Annotated in this window: 20 protein-coding genes; 10 read left to right on the forward strand and 10 right to left on the reverse strand. The window is 68.4% G+C overall.

The genetic code is table 11. From position 1 onward, the window contains the following. Positions 1-23: 23 nt before the first annotated feature. Positions 24-1,403, reverse strand: coding sequence for a short-chain fatty acyl-CoA regulator family protein (locus J7500_RS16960; protein ID WP_294063175.1), 1,380 nt, complete (start codon positions 1,401-1,403; stop codon positions 24-26). A gap of 194 nt (positions 1,404-1,597) precedes the next feature. Here J7500_RS16960 and aceA point away from each other — a divergent pair, with 194 nt between their 5' ends. Both aceA and J7500_RS16970 read left to right on the forward strand, forming a co-directional pair. Continuing rightward, on the forward strand, positions 1,598-2,881 hold the full coding sequence (gene aceA, locus J7500_RS16965; protein ID WP_294063176.1) for an isocitrate lyase: 1,284 nt from the start codon (positions 1,598-1,600) through the stop codon (positions 2,879-2,881). An 11-nt stretch (positions 2,882-2,892) separates the two neighbouring features. Then, a complete protein-coding gene (locus tag J7500_RS16970; protein WP_294063177.1) occupies positions 2,893-3,045 on the forward strand; it encodes a hypothetical protein in 153 nt (50 codons plus the stop codon). Positions 3,046-3,084: 39 nt separating this feature from the next. On the opposite strand, the gene J7500_RS16975 is transcribed toward J7500_RS16970, so the two are convergent. Beyond that, positions 3,085-4,518, reverse strand: coding sequence for an MFS transporter (locus J7500_RS16975; RefSeq protein ID WP_294063178.1), 1,434 nt, complete (start codon positions 4,516-4,518; stop codon positions 3,085-3,087). Between the two features lie 139 nt (positions 4,519-4,657). Here J7500_RS16975 and J7500_RS16980 point away from each other — a divergent pair, with 139 nt between their 5' ends. Then, positions 4,658-5,803 carry an acyl-CoA dehydrogenase family protein gene (locus tag J7500_RS16980; protein WP_294063179.1) on the forward strand — a complete coding sequence of 382 codons (1,146 nt, stop codon included), beginning with the start codon at positions 4,658-4,660 and terminating at the stop codon, positions 5,801-5,803. A 1-nt stretch (position 5,804) separates the two neighbouring features. Then, positions 5,805-6,593 carry an SDR family oxidoreductase gene (locus J7500_RS16985; protein ID WP_294063181.1) on the forward strand — a complete coding sequence of 263 codons (789 nt, stop codon included), beginning with the start codon at positions 5,805-5,807 and terminating at the stop codon, positions 6,591-6,593. 16 nt (positions 6,594-6,609) lie between these two features. Here the strand turns inward: J7500_RS16985 and J7500_RS16990 are convergent, their stop codons facing one another. From J7500_RS16990 to J7500_RS17010, 5 genes are all read right to left on the reverse strand, one after another. After that, positions 6,610-7,485 carry an NAD(P)H-hydrate dehydratase gene (locus J7500_RS16990; protein WP_294063183.1) on the reverse strand — a complete coding sequence of 292 codons (876 nt, stop codon included), beginning with the start codon at positions 7,483-7,485 and terminating at the stop codon, positions 6,610-6,612. Beyond that, positions 7,482-8,252 (reverse strand): histidine phosphatase family protein, encoded by a 771-nt coding sequence (locus J7500_RS16995; RefSeq protein ID WP_294063185.1) that lies wholly within the window; start codon positions 8,250-8,252, stop codon positions 7,482-7,484. The genes J7500_RS16990 and J7500_RS16995 overlap by 4 nt, the downstream gene beginning before the upstream one ends. 136 nt (positions 8,253-8,388) lie before the next feature. Then, a complete protein-coding gene (locus J7500_RS17000) occupies positions 8,389-9,339 on the reverse strand; it encodes an aldo/keto reductase (protein WP_294063187.1) in 951 nt (316 codons plus the stop codon). Then, the gene (locus J7500_RS17005) at positions 9,336-9,506 is read right to left on the reverse strand and encodes a hypothetical protein (RefSeq protein WP_294063188.1); all 171 of its coding nucleotides are present in this window, start codon (positions 9,504-9,506) and stop codon (positions 9,336-9,338) included. The genes J7500_RS17000 and J7500_RS17005 overlap by 4 nt, the downstream gene beginning before the upstream one ends. Beyond that, positions 9,506-9,763, reverse strand: coding sequence for a hypothetical protein (locus J7500_RS17010; protein ID WP_294063189.1), 258 nt, complete (start codon positions 9,761-9,763; stop codon positions 9,506-9,508). The genes J7500_RS17005 and J7500_RS17010 overlap by 1 nt, the downstream gene beginning before the upstream one ends. A gap of 113 nt (positions 9,764-9,876) precedes the next feature. Here J7500_RS17010 and J7500_RS17015 point away from each other — a divergent pair, with 113 nt between their 5' ends. From J7500_RS17015 to metH, 5 genes are all read left to right on the forward strand, one after another. Beyond that, positions 9,877-10,830 carry a metalloregulator ArsR/SmtB family transcription factor gene (locus J7500_RS17015; protein ID WP_294063190.1) on the forward strand — a complete coding sequence of 318 codons (954 nt, stop codon included), beginning with the start codon at positions 9,877-9,879 and terminating at the stop codon, positions 10,828-10,830. Continuing rightward, positions 10,827-11,744: a methylenetetrahydrofolate reductase gene (gene metF / locus J7500_RS17020; RefSeq protein WP_294063192.1), complete on the forward strand. Its 918-nt coding sequence runs from the start codon at positions 10,827-10,829 to the stop codon at positions 11,742-11,744. Before J7500_RS17015 ends, metF begins: the two co-directional genes overlap by 4 nt. Positions 11,745-11,873: 129 nt before the next feature. Next, complete coding sequence (locus tag J7500_RS17025; RefSeq protein ID WP_294063193.1) at positions 11,874-12,920, forward strand: homocysteine S-methyltransferase family protein; 1,047 nt, start codon at positions 11,874-11,876, stop codon at positions 12,918-12,920. Positions 12,921-12,922: 2 nt separating this feature from the next. Next, positions 12,923-13,447, forward strand: coding sequence for an N-acetyltransferase (locus J7500_RS17030; protein WP_294063195.1), 525 nt, complete (start codon positions 12,923-12,925; stop codon positions 13,445-13,447). 25 nt (positions 13,448-13,472) lie between these two features. Beyond that, entirely contained in the window at positions 13,473-16,088 is a 2,616-nt protein-coding gene (gene metH / locus J7500_RS17035; RefSeq protein WP_294063196.1) for a methionine synthase, read from the forward strand. Between the two features lie 51 nt (positions 16,089-16,139). Here the strand turns inward: metH and J7500_RS17040 are convergent, their stop codons facing one another. From J7500_RS17040 to J7500_RS17050, 3 genes are all read right to left on the reverse strand, one after another. Then, positions 16,140-16,436, reverse strand: coding sequence for a hypothetical protein (locus J7500_RS17040; RefSeq protein WP_294063197.1), 297 nt, complete (start codon positions 16,434-16,436; stop codon positions 16,140-16,142). A gap of 297 nt (positions 16,437-16,733) precedes the next feature. Next, positions 16,734-17,075: a transcriptional regulator gene (locus J7500_RS17045; RefSeq protein ID WP_294063198.1), complete on the reverse strand. Its 342-nt coding sequence runs from the start codon at positions 17,073-17,075 to the stop codon at positions 16,734-16,736. Beyond that, the gene (locus J7500_RS17050; protein ID WP_294063199.1) at positions 17,072-17,515 is read right to left on the reverse strand and encodes a hypothetical protein; all 444 of its coding nucleotides are present in this window, start codon (positions 17,513-17,515) and stop codon (positions 17,072-17,074) included. The genes J7500_RS17045 and J7500_RS17050 overlap by 4 nt, the downstream gene beginning before the upstream one ends. Before the next feature lie 152 nt (positions 17,516-17,667). On the opposite strand from J7500_RS17050, the gene J7500_RS17055 reads away from it, so the two are divergent. After that, entirely contained in the window at positions 17,668-19,533 is a 1,866-nt protein-coding gene (locus J7500_RS17055; RefSeq protein WP_294063201.1) for an ABC-F family ATP-binding cassette domain-containing protein, read from the forward strand. Positions 19,534-19,780 lie beyond the last annotated feature (247 nt).

The following is a 19,780-nucleotide window of genomic DNA, read 5'->3' on the forward strand; positions in this document are numbered from 1 at the left end:
GGTACAAGTATCGCCCGTCCGCGTCAATCGCCGGCAAAGCCGATCGGCGACACGCCGCGCTCGCGCTCGCTCGCCACCATCCTGCGCCCGGCCGGCGGTGCCGAGCGCTGGGGGCAGTCGGGTCGCGTGCAGGCACGGCAACCCAAGCCGATCGGCACCGCCGGTCCGCCCAGATCGATGCCGCGCGCAGCCGCCAGCGTGCCTGCCTCGCTCGCCGCCAGCCCCAGCGCCACGGCGAAGCGCGCGCGCACGCCCGCCACCTGCATCCCGTGCCGCCCGGTACAGCGCGCCAGGGTGAGCCAGCGGCTGTCATCCTCCAGCTCCACCAGCTGGACGAGCAGCTCGTCGGGGCGGGCGAAGGCCTCGAGCCCGTTCCACAGCGGGCACACGCCGCCCTCCGCCATCGGCGATCCGCTCGCGCCGGCATAGCGCTTCGAGACCTGCCCCGCGCGGTCGACGCGCAGCATGAAGAAGGGCAGGCCGCGCGCGCCGACGCGCTGGAGCGTGGTCAGCCGGTGCGCGACTTGCTCGAAGCTCGCGCCGAAGCGCCGCTGGAGCAGCTCGACGTCGTAACCGCTCGCCTCGCATGCGCGCAGGAATCGAGCATAGGGCATCATCAGCGCCGCGGCGAAATAGCCGGTCAAATGGCGGCGATAGAGGCCCTCGGCGACCCGGCCGAGCGCGGCGCCGTGGACCAACGCGTCGATTTCGGCGCCCGCCTCGACTGCCAGCCGCTCGGCCAGCGCCATGGTGCGCGCGCTCGGCTCGAGCAGCTCGGAGAGCTGGATCTGGCGCGCGTGCAGGTCGAGCCGCTTGAACAGCCCCGGCATCACTTCGGCAGGCAGGATGCGCACCGATAGCTGGTGCTTGACGCGCAGCCGCTCGGCCATCGCGCCATAGAGGTCGCCCGCGCCCTGGCGCAGCTCGTCGGCCAGCGCTTCGGCGGCGGCGTCGAGGTCGGGGAAATGGTTGCGCCAGCGCTCGATTTCGCGCCGCACTTCGCGTCCCGGATCGCCCGGCCCGGCATCGGGCGCGTCGGGCCCGGCGCCGATCCGGTCATAGGCGCGCGCAAATGCCTCGGCCCCGCCCGGCGCGCCGGCCAGCCATTCCTCCATCTGGTGGCGGTCGATCTCCAGATCGGCGAAGATCGGGTCGGCCAGCCGCCGCCGGATCGCCTCGGCGCCGCCGCCCGGCTCCTCCGCCGCCAGCTGGCGCGGATCGAAGTCATAAACCTCGGCCAGCCGCAGCATCAGTGCAGCCGAGACCGGTCGCTGGTTGCGCTCGACCAGGTTGAGATAGCTGGGGCTGACCCCCAAGGCCTCGGCCATCGCCGACTGGGTGAGCCCCAGGCGGCGGCGAAGACGGCGGACCGGATGCCCGGCGAAGAGCTTGCGTTCGACCATGTCCTACACGCTATGTTCCTGCGACGTTCTCTACCGAGTCGGGCATTCGTACTGTAAACATTTTTACAGAAGCACAAACCTGAGTCGAGCACCACGCGACAGGAACACCCTGCGGCGGCGTCAGAATGCTGGGAAGGTGCAAACTTTGTCTCCATCCAGAGTTTGCACACTCTGAATTGTCAAGGAAACGACAGATGGCGACCAGCTTCGAAGACCTGATCCCAGCGCCCGCCGGCCGCTTCGACGGCATCGCCCGTCCCTATGCGCCCGAGGATGTGGCGCGGCTGCGCGGCTCGGTCGGCATCGAGCACACGCTCGCCCGCCGCGGCGCGCTCCGCCTGTGGCAGCTGCTGCGGAGCGAGGATTACATCAACGCCCTCGGCGCGCTTTCGGGCAACCAGGCGATGCAGATGGTCCGCGCCGGATTGAAGGCGATCTATCTCTCGGGCTGGCAGGTCGCGGCGGACGCCAACACCGCGGGGCAAATGTACCCCGACCAGTCGCTCTACCCGGCCAATGCCGGGCCCGAGCTCGCGCGCCGGATCAACGCCACGCTCCAGCGCGCCGACCAGATCGAGCATATGGAGGGCGGCGCCAGCCGCGACTGGTTCGCCCCGATCGTCGCCGATGCCGAGGCGGGCTTCGGCGGCCCGCTCAACTGCTTCGAGATCATGAAGGCCTATATCGCCGCCGGCGCGGCGGGGGTGCATTACGAGGACCAGCTCGCGAGCGAGAAGAAGTGCGGGCACCTGGGCGGCAAGGTGCTGATCCCCACGGGCGCGCACATCCGCAACCTCGACGCCGCGCGCCTCGCCGCCGACGTCTGCGGCGTGCCGACGGTGCTGGTCGCGCGCACCGATGCCGAGAGCGCGCGGCTGATCACGTCGGACGTCGACGAACGCGACCGCGACTTCCTCACCGGCGAGCGCACCGCGGAGGGCTTCTTCCGCCTCAAGCCCGGAACCGGCGTCGATCACTGCATCCGGCGCGGGCTCGCCTTCGCGGCGCACGCCGACCTGTTGTGGTGGGAGACGAGCAAGCCCAATCTCGACGATGCCCGCCGCTTCGCCGAGGCGATCCGGCGCGAGCATCCGGAGAAGATGCTGGCGTATAATTGCTCGCCCAGCTTCAACTGGGAGAAGAACCTCGATCGCGACGACATCGCCCGCTTCCAGCGCGAGTTGGGCGCGATGGGGTACAAGTTCCAGTTCGTGACGCTGGCGGGCTTCCACAGCCTCAACCACGGCATGTTCGAGCTCGCCCGCGGATACCGCGACCGCGGCATGGCCGCCTATTCCGAGCTCCAGCAGGCCGAATTCGCCGCCGAGGCCGAGGGCTACACCGCGACGCGCCACCAGCGCGAAGTGGGGACGGGCTATTTCGACCAGGTCGCCCAGACGCTCGCCGGCGGGGCGAGCTCCACCACTGCGCTCGCCGAGAGCACCGAAGCCGACCAGTTCAACAAGCAAGCCGCGTAAGGAGTATTGCCATGACCGAACCCCAGCGCAGCCGCGCCGTCTTCTCGACCGAGGATTTCCGCCTGCTCCGCGAAGCCGTCGGAACGCACCTCGCCAAGGTGAAGGACCAGCCGGAGTCGACCAAATACGCGAATCTCTATCACCGTCTCGGCCGGGTCGGCTGAGGCAGGATTTTCCTGGGGAGGAAAGGATGCCCGTCGGGGTCAGACCCCGGCGGGCATTTCCGCCGCGACCCGCGCCTGATGCTCGGCCTTGCCGAAGGGGAAGCGCCGGTAGAACAGCGCCGCCGCGGTCGCCAGCCCCAGATAAAGCAGCGAGAAGGTGATGGTGAGCTGGTCGACCGCCGCAGGCGCCACCGAGCCGGGCCGCGCGCCCTGCGGAATGCCCGCCCAGGCGACGATCTGCCCCGCGAACAATATGCCCAGCCCGGTGGTGCATTTCTGGACGAAAAAGGCGCCGGCGAAGAACACCCCTTCGGATCGCCGGCCGGTCTCGGCTTCCGAATGCTCGACCACGTCGGCCATCATCGACGCGCCGAGGATCGTCGAGGAGATGCCGCAGACGGCATTGATCGTGAAGATCGCGAGCAGCACGGGCAGCATCCCGGCGCTTCCCGGATCGGGGAAGATCCCGGCGAGCCGCAGCCAATAGGGCAGCGTGAGCAGGATGCCGGCCGCCGCCATGAAGCCCATCGCCGCCGTGGGCTTGCCGATCCGGCGCGCGACGCGGGGCGCGAGCAGGAAGGCGCCGATCGCGCCGACCATCAGGATCACGCCCAGCCACTGGAAGTCGGCGCCGCGGAAGCCCCAGACATGGCTGTAGAGATAGTTGGACAGCGCAAAGCTCACGCCCTGTGCAGTGTAATAGCAGAGCCCCGCGGCCATCAGCACCGCGAAGGCCGGGTTGCGCACCGTCTCGGCCAGCTCGCGGAAATGCCCCGCGATCGATCCTTCGCCGGGCTCGGGCTTCTGCAGCCGCGGAATCTGGTGGTGCGTGCCGATCGCCGAGACGAGGATCGCGACCAGCATCGCCGCCGCGCCGCAGATCGAGAAGCCGACATAGCCCTGGCGGTTGAGCAGTCCGTTCGCCTGGCCGGGTTCGGGCGCGAGGAACACGCCATAGGAGACCATCAGCATCGCCATGCCGCCCGCCCAGCCGAACAGGTAGCGATAGGCCATGATCCGCGTGCGCTCGTCGTAATCGGTCGAAAGCTCGGGGCTGAGCGCCTGCGACGGCACCTCATAGGCCGAGACGGTGGCGCGGACGAACACCGACAGGCCGAACACCCACAGCAGCATCGCGGCGTGCGAAAGCGCCGGCGGGTTCCACAGCAGCAGCCAGCCGAGCACGATCGGGATCGCGGCCGCGTACATCCACGGGTGGCGTCTCCCCCAGCGGCTCCGCGTGCGATCGGAAAGCGCGCCGATCGCGGGATCGATGAAGGCGTCGAGCAGCAGTGCGCACATGATCGCGAGCCCGACCTCGGCCGCCGGCAGCCCCATCACCTGGTTGAAGAAGAACAGCAGGAAGGTCGAGAAGCCGAAGTCCTTCACGCCATAGGCAGCGGCGCCGAAGCCATAGGCGAGCATCGTCGCCTGGGGCACGCGCCCGGCGCGCGTCTGGATCGGGTCCGGCATTGCATCCTCCCGCACAGTCGCAGCCAGCATAGGGCCGCGCGGGAACCCGTCAACCGCGGGATTGGAATATCGGGTATGGCTTGATCGGCTCCAAATCATAGATATATCCGCATGCGTTCGAACAACAGGAACGGCCGGCATGGCGCTCGATCCCGAAGTCTTCGATTCGCTGCTCGATACCGTCCGCCGCTTCGTGGCCGAGCGCCTGCGCCCGCTCGAAGCCGAGGTCGAGGCCGCCGACGCGGTGCCCGACGAAGTGGTCCGCGAGATGCGCGAGCTCGGCCTGTTCGGCCTGTCGATCGCCGAGGAATATGGCGGTCTGGGCCTGACGATGCTCGAGGAGTGCCGCGTCGCGATCGAGCTCGGCCGCACCACGCCCGCCTTCCGCTCGACCTTCGGCACCAATGTCGGGATCGGCAGCCAGGGGCTGGTGATGGCCGGCACGCCTGAGCAGAAGGCCGAATGGCTGCCGCGCATCGCCAGCGGCGAGATCGTCACCAGCTTCGCGCTCACCGAGCCCGACGTCGGATCCGACAGCGGCGCAGTGCAGACCCGCGCGGTCCGCGACGGCGATGTCTATCGCCTGAGCGGTACGAAGCGCTTCATCACCAACGCCGACAAGGCCCAGCTCTTCACCGTGATGGCGCGCACCTCGGACGATCCGGGCGGGCGCGGCGTCTCCGCCTTTCTGGTGCCGCGCGACCTGGCCGGCGTCTCGATCGGCGAGCCCGAGAAGAAGATGGGCCAGAAGGGCGCGCGCGTCGCCGATGTGGTGTTCGACGACGTGGCCGTTCCCGTCGCCAATCGGCTGGGCGAGGAAGGCCAGGGCTTCCGCATCGCGATGCAGGTGCTCGATCGCGGCCGGCTGCACATCTCGGCGGTGTGCGTCGGCGTCGCCGAGCGGCTGATCGCGGACTGCGTCGCTTATGCCAGCGAGCGCAGGCAGTTCGGCAAGCCGATCGCCGAGCACCAGCTGATCCAGGCGATGCTCGCCGATTCGAAGACCGAGGCGCTCGCCGCCCGCGCGCTGGTGCTGGAGACGGCGGCGAAGAAGGACGCGGGCGAGAACACCACGATGGAGGCCGCCGCGGCCAAATATTTCGCCAGCGAGATGGTCGGCCGCGTCGCCGATCGCGCGGTGCAGATCTTCGGCGGCGCGGGCTATATCGCCGATTACGGCATCGAGCGGCTCTACCGCGACGTGCGGCTGTTCCGGATCTATGAGGGCACCAGCCAGATCCAGCAGCTCATCATCGCGCGCGAGACGCTCAAGCGGGGAGGATAAAATGGACACGACTTCGCTGTTCCGGCTCGACGGCCGCATCGCCCTGGTCACGGGCGGCTCGCGCGGGATCGGGCGGATGATCGCTTCGGGCTTCGTCGCGCAGGGGGCGAAGGTCTATGTCTCGTCGCGCAAGCCCGAGGCGTGCGAGGAGACTGCCGCGGCGCTGGGTCCCGACTGCATCGCGCTGCCGCACGACATCTCGACCGTGGAAGGCTGCAAGGCGCTGGCCGCCGACCTGGCGGCGCGCGAGCAGCGGCTCGACATATTGGTCAACAACGCCGGCGCGGCCTGGGGCGAGGCGTTCGACAGCTTCCCCGAAGGCGGCTGGGACAAGGTGATGGACCTCAACGTCAAGTCGCCCTTCTTCCTGACCCAGGCGCTCCACGCGCTGCTCAGGGCGGGCGCTTCGGCCGGGCGTCCCGCCAAGGTGATCAACATTACCTCGATCGACGGCCAGCGCGTCAATCCGTGGCAGACCTACAGCTATCAGGCGTCCAAGGCCGCGCTGATCCATCTCACGCGCCGCATGGCGGCCGAGCTGATCCGCGAGCATATCGTCGTCTCGTCGCTCGCGCCCGGCGCCTTCCCGAGCGACATGAACAAGGCCGCGCGCGATCATGGCGGCGACGTCGCCCGGCGCATCCCCGCAGGCCGGATCGGCGTCGACGAGGACATGGCTGGCGCCGCCATCTACCTCGCCAGCCGCGCGGGGGACTATGTGGTGGGCGAGACGCTCACCGTCGACGGCGGCATCGTCAACGCCAGCCTGGGCGGGAGCATCGACGTCTGAAGGGCCGAGCGACGGCTCACCGTCCGGCCATCAGCGCCGGTATCTCCGCCAGCAGCTCGCGGCCCAGGAAGCCGATCGGGCCGATGCGCTCGGCGAGCCGGCGGCCCGCCTCGCCGTGGAGCCAGACCGCCCAGGCCGCTGCGGCGCGGGGCGGAGCGCCGCGGGCGAGCAGGCCGCCGGCGATCCCGGCGAGCACGTCGCCCGAGCCCCCGGTGGCAAGGCCGGGGCCGCCGCCGGGATAGCGCAGGACCGGCTCGCCGGGGCAGGCAACCCAGGTCTCGGGACCCTTGAGCGCGACGATGGCCCGGAAGCGCCCGGCCGCTTCCTGTGCCAGGCCGGCGGGGTCCGCGGCGACGCGCTCGGCGTCGCAATCCATCAGCTTGCACATCTCGCCGGGGTGTGGGGTGAGGACGATGCGGCCGTCATGACTGCGGATCGCCTCGGCGAAGTCGCCGGCGGCGGCCACTGCGGCGGCGTCGAGCACCATCGAGAGGCTGTCGCGGGGCCGGGCGAGCACCGGCGCGAGGATCGCAGCCGCCGGGCATTTGGCGCCCATGCCGGGGCCGAGGACGAGCGTGTCGCACCGCTCGAGATAGGCGCACAGCTCCTCACCCGCCTGCTCGCCCAGCTCGCCGGCGTCGTTGGCGGAGAGCGGGAACACTGCAGCCTCGGGCAGGGTCATGCCGAGCGCGAGCACGACCGGCTCGACGCTGGCGAGCTGGAGCTTGCCGGCGCCCGCGCGCAACGCAGCCTCGCCGGGAAGCCGCAGCGCGCCGGGGACGGTGCGCGATCCACCGGCGGCGAGAACGCGACCGCGCTCGTTCTTGTCGGTGTCGATGGCAGGCTCGGGAAGCGGGTTCGCTGCCAGCCATGTGGAATCGAGCTCGATCATCCGCGCGCCGCCACCATCGCATCGGGGGCGGAGGTGACCTCGGCCTCGGGATCCTCCTCGACCGGGGCTGTGACATTGTAGCGGACCAGCGCGAGGCCGCCGTCCTTCCCTAGCGCCGAGTCATGGCCGTACTCGGTGACCGAGCAGTTGGCGACGTCGCCGGCCCGGTCGATCGCGAGGATCTCCTCCTCGGACAGATTCTCGATGATGTAGCGCAGGCAGAGCACCACCACCTGGTGCGCGACGATCATCACATCCCGGCCGGCATAATGGAGCGAGACCGTGTCCATCAGCGAGCGCAGGCGGAAGATCACGTCGCACCAGCTCTCTCCGCCGGGAGGGCGGTGGTAGAATTTGCCGAGCAGGCGGCGGAACTCGGCCTGCTGGGGCTCGAGCGCGCGGATGCCTGCGGTGGTCAGGCCGTCGAGCACGCCAAATTCCTTCTCGCGCAGCCGCTCGTCGACGCAGATCGGTTCGTCCGGATCGGCGCCCCCGGCGTCGCGGAAGCGGCGCGCGGTCTCGCGGGCGCGCAGATAGGGAGAGCAGAGCAGCACGTCGGGCCGGCCATGGCCTTCGCCGCGCGCGAACCAGCGGCCGAGCGCATCGGCCTGGGCGCAGCCGAGGTCGGAGAGCGGCACGTCGACGTCGCGGATGTCGAGCCCGATGCGATGCTCGCCCGTCGCATGGGCAAGGTCGCGTGCGACATTGCCGGCGCTCTGGCCATGTCGGACGAGCCACAGCCGTGCGGGCCAGCGGCGGGTGGTCATGTGGAGAGGCTCGTCGGCGGCATTGCGGAGAGAATGCCGGCGGAGCGCTTTGGTTCACCGTTCAGGGGGTGAAAGGAGTTCACGCAAAGGCGCAAAGGGAAGAAGAGCTTCTTACGCCTTCGCGTGAATCAAAAAATCAGGCGCCCGCGGCGGTTAGCCTGTCGAGCTGGTCGCGAGTGAGCTGCACGTCCCAGGCGCCGATCAGCTCGTCGAGCTGCTCGAGGCTGGTGGCGCTGGCGATCGGGGCGGTGACGCCGGGCTGGGCGGCAAGCCAGGCGAGAGCGATCTGCGCGTGGCTGGCGCCGGTCTCGGACGCGACCGAATCCATCGCCTCGAGCACCGCGGCGCCCTTGCCCTCGAGCAGTGCCGCCATGCGGCCGCCGCGCACGCTTTTGCCGAAGTCCGCGGCGCTGCGGTACTTGCCGGTCAGGAAGCCCGAGGCGAGGCCGTAGTACGGCACCACGCCGATGTTGTGCGCGACGCACAGGTCCTGCAGCTCGCCTTCGAACTTGTGGCGGCTGACCAGATTATATTCGGGCTGGAGCACGCGGTAGTGCGGCAGGCCTGCGCGGGTGGCGATCTCCAGCGCCGATTTGAGCCGGGCAGCATGGAAGTTGGAGGCGCCGAGCGCCCGCACCTTGCCGGCCCTGATCAGCGCGTCGAAGGCGGCGAGCACGTCTTCCTGGGGGACCGATTCATCGTCCTGGTGCGCGAAATAGAGGTCGATGGTCTCGACGCCGAGCCGCTGGAGGCTCGCGTCGCAGGCGGCGGCGATGCGCGAAGGGGCGAGGCCCGACCCGCCTTCGCCGTCGAGCATGCCGACCTTGGTCGCGACCTGGACCTTGCCGGCCTTGCCCGAGGCCTTGAGCCATTCGCCGATGATCGCCTCGGACTCGCCGCCGCTGTGGCCAGGGACCCACGCCGAATAGACGTCGGCGGTGTCGACCAGCGTGCCGCCGGCATCGGCGAAGCGATCGAGCAGGCGGAAGCTCATCGCCTTGTCCGCGGTCCAACCGAAGACATTGCCGCCGAAGACGAGCGGGGGTGTGGTGAGGCCGGAAGCGCCGAGTTCGCGGGTCTGCGTCATTGGTCTGCCTCCGTGGCGTTGGCGGCGTTGTCGAACAGGCTGGCGTTGATGTCGGTCGCGGCGGCGGCTTCGTCGAGCTGGCGCGCCTCGTCGCGCGACGCGCCATCACCTGACGGCGCGCAGGCGGCCAGGGCGAGCGCTAGCAAAGCCGCCGCGCGCAGCAACATCAGTCGGTGATCTCGTTGCCATTGTCGACGTTCTGCTCGACGTCGGCGGCGTTGCCCGAATAGGCGTTCTCGGCCTGGGCGAAGGCCTGGTCGGCCGCGGCATTGGCGGCGTCCACGTCGGAGACGGCTTCGCCCATCGTGTTGCTGTCGCCGGTCAGCGTCTCGTTCGCCTCGGCGGCTTCGTTCTTGGCACCGCCGCAGGCCGAGAGGCCGGCAAGCGCGACGACGGCAATGGGGAGGAGGAGGGTCTTGCGCATCGACTTGTCCCTTTCTTCTATGCTCGCGGATGAGCTAACGGGCGCTTCAACGCCGCGCAACCGCATCGGCTGCGTTGACCTGATATAAAGATATCTTTATATCTCTAATTCACATGACCACCGCTCTCGCCATCTTCCGGGCCCTTGCCGACCCGACGCGGCTGCGCATCTTGGCGCTGCTGCGCTCGATGGAGCTGAGCGTGGGCGAGCTGGCGCAGGTTCTTGGGCAGAGCCAGCCGCGCGTTTCTCGGCACGTGAAGATCCTGTGCGACGCAGGGCTCGCCGAGCGGCGCAAGGAAGGCAGCTGGGTGTTCGTGGCGCTGGGCGCCAACGGCCGGGTGAAACCGGTGCTGGCAGCGCTCGACCAGTGGAACGAGGCCGACCATTGGACGGTCGCCGACGAGGCGCGGCTGGCCGCGGTGCGCGCCGATCGCGCCGCGGCGGCGGCGGAGTGGTTCGAGGCCAATGCCGGCGAATGGGACGCGATCCGATCGCTCCATGTCGCCGAGACCGAAGTCGAGGCCGCGATGCGCAAGGCGCTGGGCGACACGCCTTTGGGCCGGTTGATCGACATCGGCACGGGCACCGGGCGGATGCTCGAGCTGTTCGCGCCCAATGCCGAGCATGCGCTCGGGATCGACCGCTCGAGCGAGATGCTGCGGCTGGCGCGTGCCAAGCTTTCCGAGCGCGGGCTCGCCAATGCCGAATTGCGCCAGGCCGATCTTTACGCGCTGCCGCTCGGCGATGCGGGCGCCGACACGGCGATCCTGCATCACGTTCTGCATTTCGCGCAGCAGCCGCGTGCGGCGATCGCCGAGGCAGCGCGGGTGCTCAAGCCCGGTGGGCGGCTGCTGATCGCGGACTTCGCGCCGCACGACCGCGAGGAGCTGCGCTCGCGCGACGCGCATACGCGCCTGGGCTTTTCGGACGAGCAGATCCTCGGCTGGTTCGAAGGCGCAGGGCTCGCCCCTGTGCTGGTCGAGACGCTCGAGGGCGGCGAACTGACGGTTAAATTGTGGCTCGGGCGCAAGGCTGGGCAAGTGATGGAGAAGGTGAAGGCGGCATGAGCATCGTGGATCCCCTGGCGCCGCCGCTGTTCGCCGATGTGGCGGGCGACGTGGACGTGAGCTTCGAATTCTTCCCGCCCAAGACGGAGAAGATGGAAGAGACTTTGTGGGAGTCGATCCAGACGCTCTCGCCGCTGGGGCCGCGCTTCGTGAGCGTGACTTATGGCGCGGGCGGGACGACGCGCGAGCGCACTCACAACACGGTGGCGCGGATCGCGCGCGAGACGCGGCTCGCCGCTGCCGCGCACCTCACTTGCGTCGAGGCGACGCGCGAGGAGATCGACCAGGTCGCCGAGGAATATTGGGCGGCGGGCGTGCGCCACATCGTCGCGCTGCGCGGCGATCCGCCGCGTGCGGGCGAGAAGTTCGTCTCGCCGCCGGGCGGTTATGAGAATGCCGCCGCGCTGGTGGCGGGCTTGCGCAAGCTGCATCCGTTCGAGATCTCGGTCGCGGCCTATCCCGAATGCCACCCGGATTCGGCCGATGCGACGGCGGACATCGACAATCTGAAGCGCAAGATCGATGCCGGCGCGACGCGCGCGATCACGCAATTCTTCTTCGAGCCGGAGACCTTCTTCCGCTTCCGCGACGACTGCGCCAAGGCGGGGATCACGGCGGAGATCGTGCCGGGGATCATGCCGGTGATGAACTATGCCAGCGTCCAGCGCATGTCGGCGATGTGCGGCACTGCGGTACCGGCGTGGATGGGCAGGCTGTTCGAGGGGCTCGACGAGCACCCCGCCGCGCGCCAGCTCGTCGCGGCGACGCTGGCGGCGGAGCTGTGCCGCAAGCTCTATGCGGGCGGCGTGCGCCAGTTCCACTTCTACACGCTCAACCGCGCCGAGCTGAGCTACGCGATCTGCCATTTGCTGGGGCTGCGGCCGAAGCTGCCGGCGGAGGTTGCGGCGGCTTGAATTCAATAGCCCCTCCCCTTCAGGGGAGGGGTTGGGGTGGGGCCTGGCAACACGGGCTCCGGTCTCGGTGAGACACATGCCCCACCCCCTACCCCTCCCCTGAAGGGGAGGGGCTTAAGAGGACGGACAATGACTGCACGCGAATCCCTGCTGGCCGAGGCGGCCAAGCGCATCCTGATCACCGACGGCGCCTTCGGGACCGAGATCCAGAACTGGAAGCTCGATGCGGCGGCCTATGCCGGCGATCTGGGCCTCAGCCACGACCAGAAGGGCAACAACGACATCCTCGCGCTGACCAAGCCCGAGGTGCCCGAGAGCATCCACCGCGCCTATTTCGAGGCAGGTGCCGACATCGCCGAGACCAACACCTTCTCGGCCAACCGGATCAGCCAGGCCGACTATGGCGCCGAGCATCTGGTGCGCGAGATCAACATCGAGAGCGCGAAGCTCGCGCGGCGGATCGCCGACGAATATCAGGCCAAGGACGGGCGCCCGCGCTTCGTCGCCGGCGCGCTGGGGCCGACCAACAAGACGCTGTCGCTGAGCCCGGACGTCAACGATCCCGGCTATCGCGAGATCGACTTCGACTACCTGAAGGAAGTCTATCGCGAGCAGATCGACGCGCTGGTCGAGGGTGGGGTGGACTTTATCCTGATCGAGACGGTGTTCGACACCTTGAACGCCAAGGCCGGCATCATGGCGGCGATCGAGGCTGGCGAGGCGCTGGGCCGCGACCTGCCGATCATGCTGTCGATGACGCTGACCGACCTTTCGGGGCGCAATCTCTCGGGCCACACGGTCGAGGCGTTCTGGCACGCGGTGCGCCACGCGCGGCCGGTGACGATCGGGCTCAACTGTTCGTTCGGCGCCGAGCAGCTGCGCCCGCATGTGAAGACGCTGGCGGGCATCTGCGACACGCTGATCATGGTCTACCCCAACGCAGGGCTCCCCAACGAGCTCGGCGCCTATGACGAGCTGCCCGAGACCACCGCAGGGCTGGTCAAGGAATGGGCGGACCAGGGCCAGGTGAACATCCTCGGCGGCTGCTGCGGATCGACCCCGGCGCATATCGGTGCGATCGCCAGGGCGGTACAGGGCCTGTCGCCGCGCGCGGTCCCGACCCCGGAAGTCCGCACGCGGCTCGCCGGGCTCGAGCCGTTCACGATGGCGGCCTGACGATGCCGGAGGGCGCGAACTGGACGGTGCGCGAGGCTGGCGCGGACGATGCGTCCGCGCTCGCGCTGGTTGGCGGTGCGACGTTCCTCGAAACCTTTGCGGGCGTGCTGGCGGGACATGCGATCCTTGAGCATTGCGCGCGGACCAACAGCGCCGACGCCTATGCCCGCTATCTCGCGCAGGGCAGCCGCGCCTGGCTTGCCGAGATGGCACCGGGTGCCGTGCCGATCGGCCTCGCGCTTGTGACGGCGCCCGATATTTCCGCTGCCCGCGACGGCGACATCGAGCTCAAGCGCATCTACGCGCTGTCGCGCTTTCACGGCAGCGGGATCGGTGCCGCGCTGCTGCGCGCTGCGATCGATGCCGCCGCGGGATTCGAGCGGCTGCTGCTCGGCGTCTATGCAGGCAACCAGCGCGCGATCGCCTTTTACCGCAAGAATGGATTCGAGCCGATCGCCGAGCGCAAGTTCGACGTCGGCGGTACCCTCTACGACGATATCGTCCTCGCCCGGCCGCTGGCCGCCTGACCCTTTTGCTGACCAGATGGATTCGATGACCAACACGCCTTCCTCCACCAACTTCGTCAATGTCGGCGAGCGCACCAACGTCACCGGATCGGCGGCGTTCAAGAAGCTGATCATGGCCGGCGACTATACCAGGGCGGTGGAGGTCGCGCGCCAGCAGGTCGAGAACGGCGCGCAGGTGATCGACGTCAACATGGACGAGGGCCTGCTCGACGCGCTCGAAGCGATGACCACCTTCCTCAAGCTGATCGCCGCAGAGCCCGACATCGCGCGGGTGCCGGTGATGATCGACTCGTCGAAATGGGACGTGATCGAGGCGGGGCTGAAATGCGTCTCGGGCAAGCCGATCGTCAATTCGATCAGCATGAAGGAAGGCGAGGCGCAGTTCCTGGAGCATGTGCGCAAGTGCATGGCCTATGGCGCCGCGGTGGTGGTGATGGCCTTCGACGAGGTCGGTCAGGCCGATACCCAGGCGCGCAAGATCGAGATCTGCGAGCGCGCCTACAAGCTGCTGACCGGCATCGGCTTCCCGCCCGAGGACATCATCTTCGATCCCAACGTCTTCGCGGTCGCGACGGGCATCGAAGAGCACAACAATTACGCCGTCGACTTCATCGAGGCGGTGCGCGAGATCAAGAAGCGCTGCCCGCACGTCCATATCTCGGGCGGCCTCTCGAACCTGAGCTTCAGCTTCCGCGGCAACGAGCCGGTGCGCCGCGCGATGCATTCGGTGTTCCTCTATCACGCGATCCCCGCGGGCATGGACATGGCGATCGTCAATGCCGGCCAGCTCGACGTCTATGACACGATCGATCCCGAGCTGCGCACTGCCTGCGAGGATGTGATCCTCAACCGCGATCCCGACGCCGGCGAGCGGCTGGTGGCGCTGGCGGAGAAGTATCGCGGCACCGACGCAGTGGCGGAGAAGCAGGCCGCCGAGTGGCGCGGCTGGGAAGTGACCAAGCGGCTCGAGCATGCGCTGGTCAAGGGCATCGACGCGCATGTCGTCGAAGATACCGAGGAATGCCGGCTGGCGGTGGCGGCGCGCGGAGGGCGGCCGATCGAGGTGATCGAGGGCCCGCTGATGGACGGCATGAACGTCGTCGGCGACCTGTTCGGATCGGGCAAGATGTTCCTACCGCAGGTGGTCAAATCGGCGCGCGTGATGAAGAAGGCGGTGGCGCATCTGCTGCCGTTCATCGAGGCCGAGAAGGAAGAGGGCGCCAAGGGCAAGGGCAAGGTCGTGATGGCGACCGTCAAGGGCGACGTCCACGACATCGGCAAGAACATCGTCGGCGTCGTGCTCCAGTGCAACGGCTTCGACGTCGTCGACCTGGGCGTGATGGTGCCCTGGGCGGACATCCTCAAGGCCGCCAACGAGAATGACGCCGATATGATCGGCCTCTCCGGGCTGATCACGCCCTCGCTCGACGAGATGGTGACGGTCGCCGAGGAGATGCAGCGCGCGCAGATGACGATGCCGCTGCTGATCGGCGGCGCGACCACCAGCCGCGTCCACACCGCGCTGCGCATCGAGCCGGCGTACAAGGGCCCGGTGGTGCATGTGCTCGACGCCAGCCGCGCGGTGGGGGTGGCGACGGCGCTGGTCTCCGACACGCAGCGCGACGATTATGTCGCCAAGGTCGCCGAGGAATATGCCGGCATCCGCGCCGCGCGCGAAGGCAAGGGGCAGAGCGCGCTGCTGCCGCTCGAGCAGGCGCGCGCCAATGGCTTCGAGGCCGACATGAGCCTCAAGCCCGGCAAGCCGCGCATGCCCGGCATCCACGATTTCCCCGACTGGGACCTGAAGGACCTGCGCGAATATCTCGACTGGACGCCCTTCTTCCGCGCCTGGGAGCTGGCCGGCGTCTATCCCGCGATCCTCGACGACAAGGTGGTGGGGGAGAGCGCCCGGTCGCTGTTCGCCGACGCCAACAAGATGCTCGACAGGATCATCGAGGAGAAGTGGCTGACCGCGCGCGGCGTAGTCGGGCTATGGCCCTGCGCGCGCGAAGGCGACGACATCATCGTCCACGTCGAGGACGAGGAGCATGTCACGCTGCCGATGCTCCGCCAGCAGATCGCCAAGCGCGAGGGCCGGGCCAACATGTGCCTTGCCGACTTCATCGATCCCAACGGCGACTGGATCGGCGGCTTCGCGGTCTCGATCCACGGCATCGAGCCGCACCTCGCGCGCTTCAAGAACGCGATCGACGATTACTCGGACATCCTCCTCAAGGCGCTCGCCGACCGCTTCGCCGAGGCGTTCGCCGAGCGGCTGCACCAGTTCGTGCGGACTTCGCTGTGGGGCTATGCCGAGGGCGAGCAGCTCGACAATGCGGCGCTGATCCGCGAGCAGTATCGCGGCATCCGCCCGGCGCCGGGCTATCCGGCCTGCCCCGAGCACAGCCTCAAGCCGATCCTGTTCAAAATGCTCGACGCGCACCACCGCACCGGCATCACGCTGACCGAGAGCTTCGCGATGCTGCCGACCGCGGCGGTTTCGGGCTTCTACTTCGGCCACCCGCAGGCCGAGTATTTCGGTGTCGCGCGGATCGGGCAGGACCAGCTCGAGGATTATGCGCAGCGCCGCGGCGTCAGCGTCGAGCAGGCGACGCGCTGGCTCCGTCCGAACCTGGACTGAGGAATCGGGCGCGTGGAGGGCGCGTCCTTCGACGTACCCTCCGCCGACCTTCTAGGGTGCGGTATACTGGCCCTTGTTCCAGCCGGTGCCCGGATCGAAGCACCATTCGGTGGTGGTGTCCTCGAAGGTGGCATAGACGCGGATGTGGGCGCCGTCGGACGCGGTCCAGGTAGTGGCCGAGACGTCGCTTCCGGGCATGCTGAAGCCGCTCGTCCAGCCGTTGCCGTCCATGCAACGCTCGGTGATCGTGTAGCCGTCGGACGAATAGACGCGGATGTGGAGGTTGTTCGAGCTGTCGAACCAGTTCACCGCGGCAGTGGCGATCGGAAAGTTCGGATTATCGGACATGATTTTCCCCCGTCATGTGCCGGCGAGCCGCGATCGACTCGGGCGGGCAAGGGTCTCATAGTTTCGCGCGCAAAACAAAGATGCCGGCCTAACTTCGCACTTTTCCCGCGGATTCGCTCATTTTCTTGCGCGCGGGCGCAGTAAAATTGCGCCGGAAAACTGTGGATGCTTCACCTGTTCAAAGAGCAGGCAAAAGCATTCCACACCAAATCCTATTTTGTAAGGGCGTCGCCGATGCCGATCCTTTGGGACCGGCACGGCCTCTGGTTGGCAGGGCGCACCATGCCCTGCGTCCGATCAGCCGGCGGCAGGCGAGGCCTCGGCTCCGGCCCGGTCCGGACTGATGCCCTCCGCCAGGCCCGCGAGTTGCTTGAGCGCGGCGACGTGGTGCTCGAACGCGGCGCGGCCGGCGCGCGTCACCGCCGCCCAGGTGCGCTGGCGGCCGTTCGCCGCCGCCTTGCGCAGCCTGATATAATCGACCTCGACCAGCGCCGAGAGATGCTTGGAGAGCACCGAATCGCTGACCTGTGCCATGTCGCGAAGCGTCGCGAACTCGGCGTCCTGGACGTTGACCAGCACCGCCATCACCTGCAGCCGCACCGGCGGATGGATGACGGGATCGAAGCTGGGGGCGCTCATCGGGCGAGACCCAGCTCGCGGCGGAACACGCGCTGCCAGATCGTGCTGCCGACATAGGCGATCACGGTCATCGCCCCTGCGGCGGCGACCGACGGCCACACCAGCTGCGTCTCGCGCGCGAAATAGATGCTCGCCACGTAAAGCGGCATGATCAGCAGCAGCAGCGCGGCGATGACATAGCGCGTGCGGCCGCGGCGATAGCCGTTGACGAACATGCCCATGCGGCGGCGATCCCATTGCACGATCAGGATCAGCGCGAGCAGCAGCGGCGCCAGCGTGAGCGGCTGATAGTTGCCCGCCAGCGGCGACAGCGCCCATCCGCCCATCAGCGCGGCAAAGGCGAGGTGGCGCTCGGGCGGGCAATCGGCGGCGCGGGCGAGCTGGGCGCGGCTGGCGTCGATCCGGTCGAGCGCCTCGCGGGCTTCGGTAGCATTGGGCATCAATCTTCTCCCCTTTCCAATGTAGAAAGAGATAGCGGTCACTTTCCGAGTCGGCAAGTGATAATTTTCCAAATTGGAAAGAGATGCGTTGCGTGGATAGGCGTTTCCCTCGGGGTGACGGACGGGAGTGCAGCTGCTAGGCGCCGCGCATCATGCTCAACCTGACCGACATCACGGTGCGCCTCGGCGGGCGCACGATCCTCGACAGCGCCACGGCCAAGCTGCCTCCCAGGGGGCGGATCGGGCTGATCGGGCGCAACGGCGCGGGCAAGACGACGCTGGTCAAGGTGATCGCCTCGCAGCTCGAACCCGATACCGGCAGCATCGACATGCCGCGCGGCGCGAGGCTGGGCTATATCGCGCAGGAAGCGCCGGCAGGGGACGCCACGCCGTTCGAGACGGTGCTTGCCGCCGATGTCGAGCGCGCCGCGCTGCTCGCCGAGAGCGAGACCAGCCAGGATCCGGACCGGCTGGGCGAAGTCTATGAGCGGCTGATGGCGATCGATGCGTACACCGCGCCCAGCCGCGCGTCGCAGATCCTCGTCGGGCTCGGCTTCGACGAGGAGATGCAGCACCGCACGCTCGACAGCTTTTCGGGCGGGTGGAAGATGCGCGTCGCGCTCGCTTCGCTGCTGTTCTCGCAGCCCGACGTGCTGCTGCTCGACGAGCCTTCGAACCACCTCGACCTCGAAGCGGTGCTGTGGCTCGAGGACTTCCTAAAATCCTATCCTGCGACGATCCTGCTGGTCAGCCACGAGCGCGACTTCCTCAACAACGTCGTCGATCACATCCTGCATCTCGAGCGGGGCAAGCTGACGCTCTATCCGGGCGGGTACGATGCGTTCGAGCGCCAGCGCGCAGAGCGCCAGGCGCAGCTCGCCTCGGCACGGGCGAAGCAGCAGGCGCAGCGCGAGCATCTGCAGGCCTATATCGCCAAGAACTCCGCCCGCGCCTCGACCGCCAAGCAGGCGCAGTCGCGGATCAAGGCGCTCGCCAAGATGCAGCCGATCGCCGAGCTGGTCGACGATCCGACGCTCAGCTTCGCCTTCCCCAATCCCGACGAGCTGCGTCCGCCGCTGATCACGCTCGACCTCGCCAGCGTTGGCTATGGCGAGAAGCCGATCCTCCAGCGGCTCAACCTGCGCATCGATCCCGACGACCGGATCGCGCTGCTCGGGCGCAACGGCAACGGCAAGACCACGCTGGCGCGGCTGCTCGCGGCGCAGCTGACGCCGATGGACGGCGCGATGAACGCATCGGGCAAGATGCGCGTCGGCTATTTCACCCAATATCAGGTCGAGGAGCTCGACCGCGACGACACGCCGCTCGATCACATGACGCGGCTGATGAAGGGCGCGAGCCAGTCGGCGGTGCGCGCCCAGCTCGGCCGCTTCGGCTTCTCGGGCGACAAGGCGACGACTCTGGTCGGCAAGCTTTCGGGCGGCGAGCGCGCGCGCCTCGCACTGGCGCTGATCACACGCGACGCGCCGCACATGCTGATCCTCGACGAGCCGACCAACCACCTGGACGTCGACGCGCGCGAGGCGCTGATCCAGGCGCTCAACGACTATACCGGCACGGTGGTGCTGGTCAGCCACGACCGCCACATGCTCGAGATGACCGCCGACCGGCTGGTGCTGGTCGACCAGGGTACGGCGAAGGAATTCGACGGCAGCCTCGACGATTACATCGCCTTCGTGCTGAGCAAGGAGGGGCAGGGGCCCAAGGCGAGCAAGGCCGACAAGAAGGAGGCGCGCCGCGCCGCCGCCGAGGCGCGCGAGAAGGGCGCCGAGCTGCGCAAGGCCGCCAAGGCCGCCGAGTCCGAACTGGCCAGGCTGACCGAGCAGCGCAGCGCGGTCGAGCGCGCGATGTTCGATCCGTCATCGGCCGACGCGGCGCTCACCAAGCTGACCATGACCGAGCTGATGAAGCGCCGTTCGGAGCTGTCCGAGAAGATCGAGACCGCCGAGGCGCTGTGGATGGAAGCGAGCGAGGCGCTGGAGACGCTGGCGGCCTGAGGTTGCGCGAGGCCGTTGGAGCGGCCCCGCGCTGATCCGGTCAGGCTTCGGTCGCTATTCGGCAGAGGCGCGCGCTCCGACCGTGCCGACCAGACTCGCCGGAATTTCATTGACCAGGGCTGGCTTGACCGCAGCCAAAGACGCGGGCGGGGTGCCGTAGCAGGAGCGCGCCGCTCTTGGGGTGATACGATGGTCTCTCTCGACCGGTTGCCGCCGACTCGCTACCGTCCCGTGCCAGAAGGGGAAG

It is taken from the genome of Sphingomonas sp., assembly GCF_017744835.1.
Classification (GTDB): Bacteria; Pseudomonadota; Alphaproteobacteria; order Sphingomonadales; family Sphingomonadaceae; genus Sphingomonas.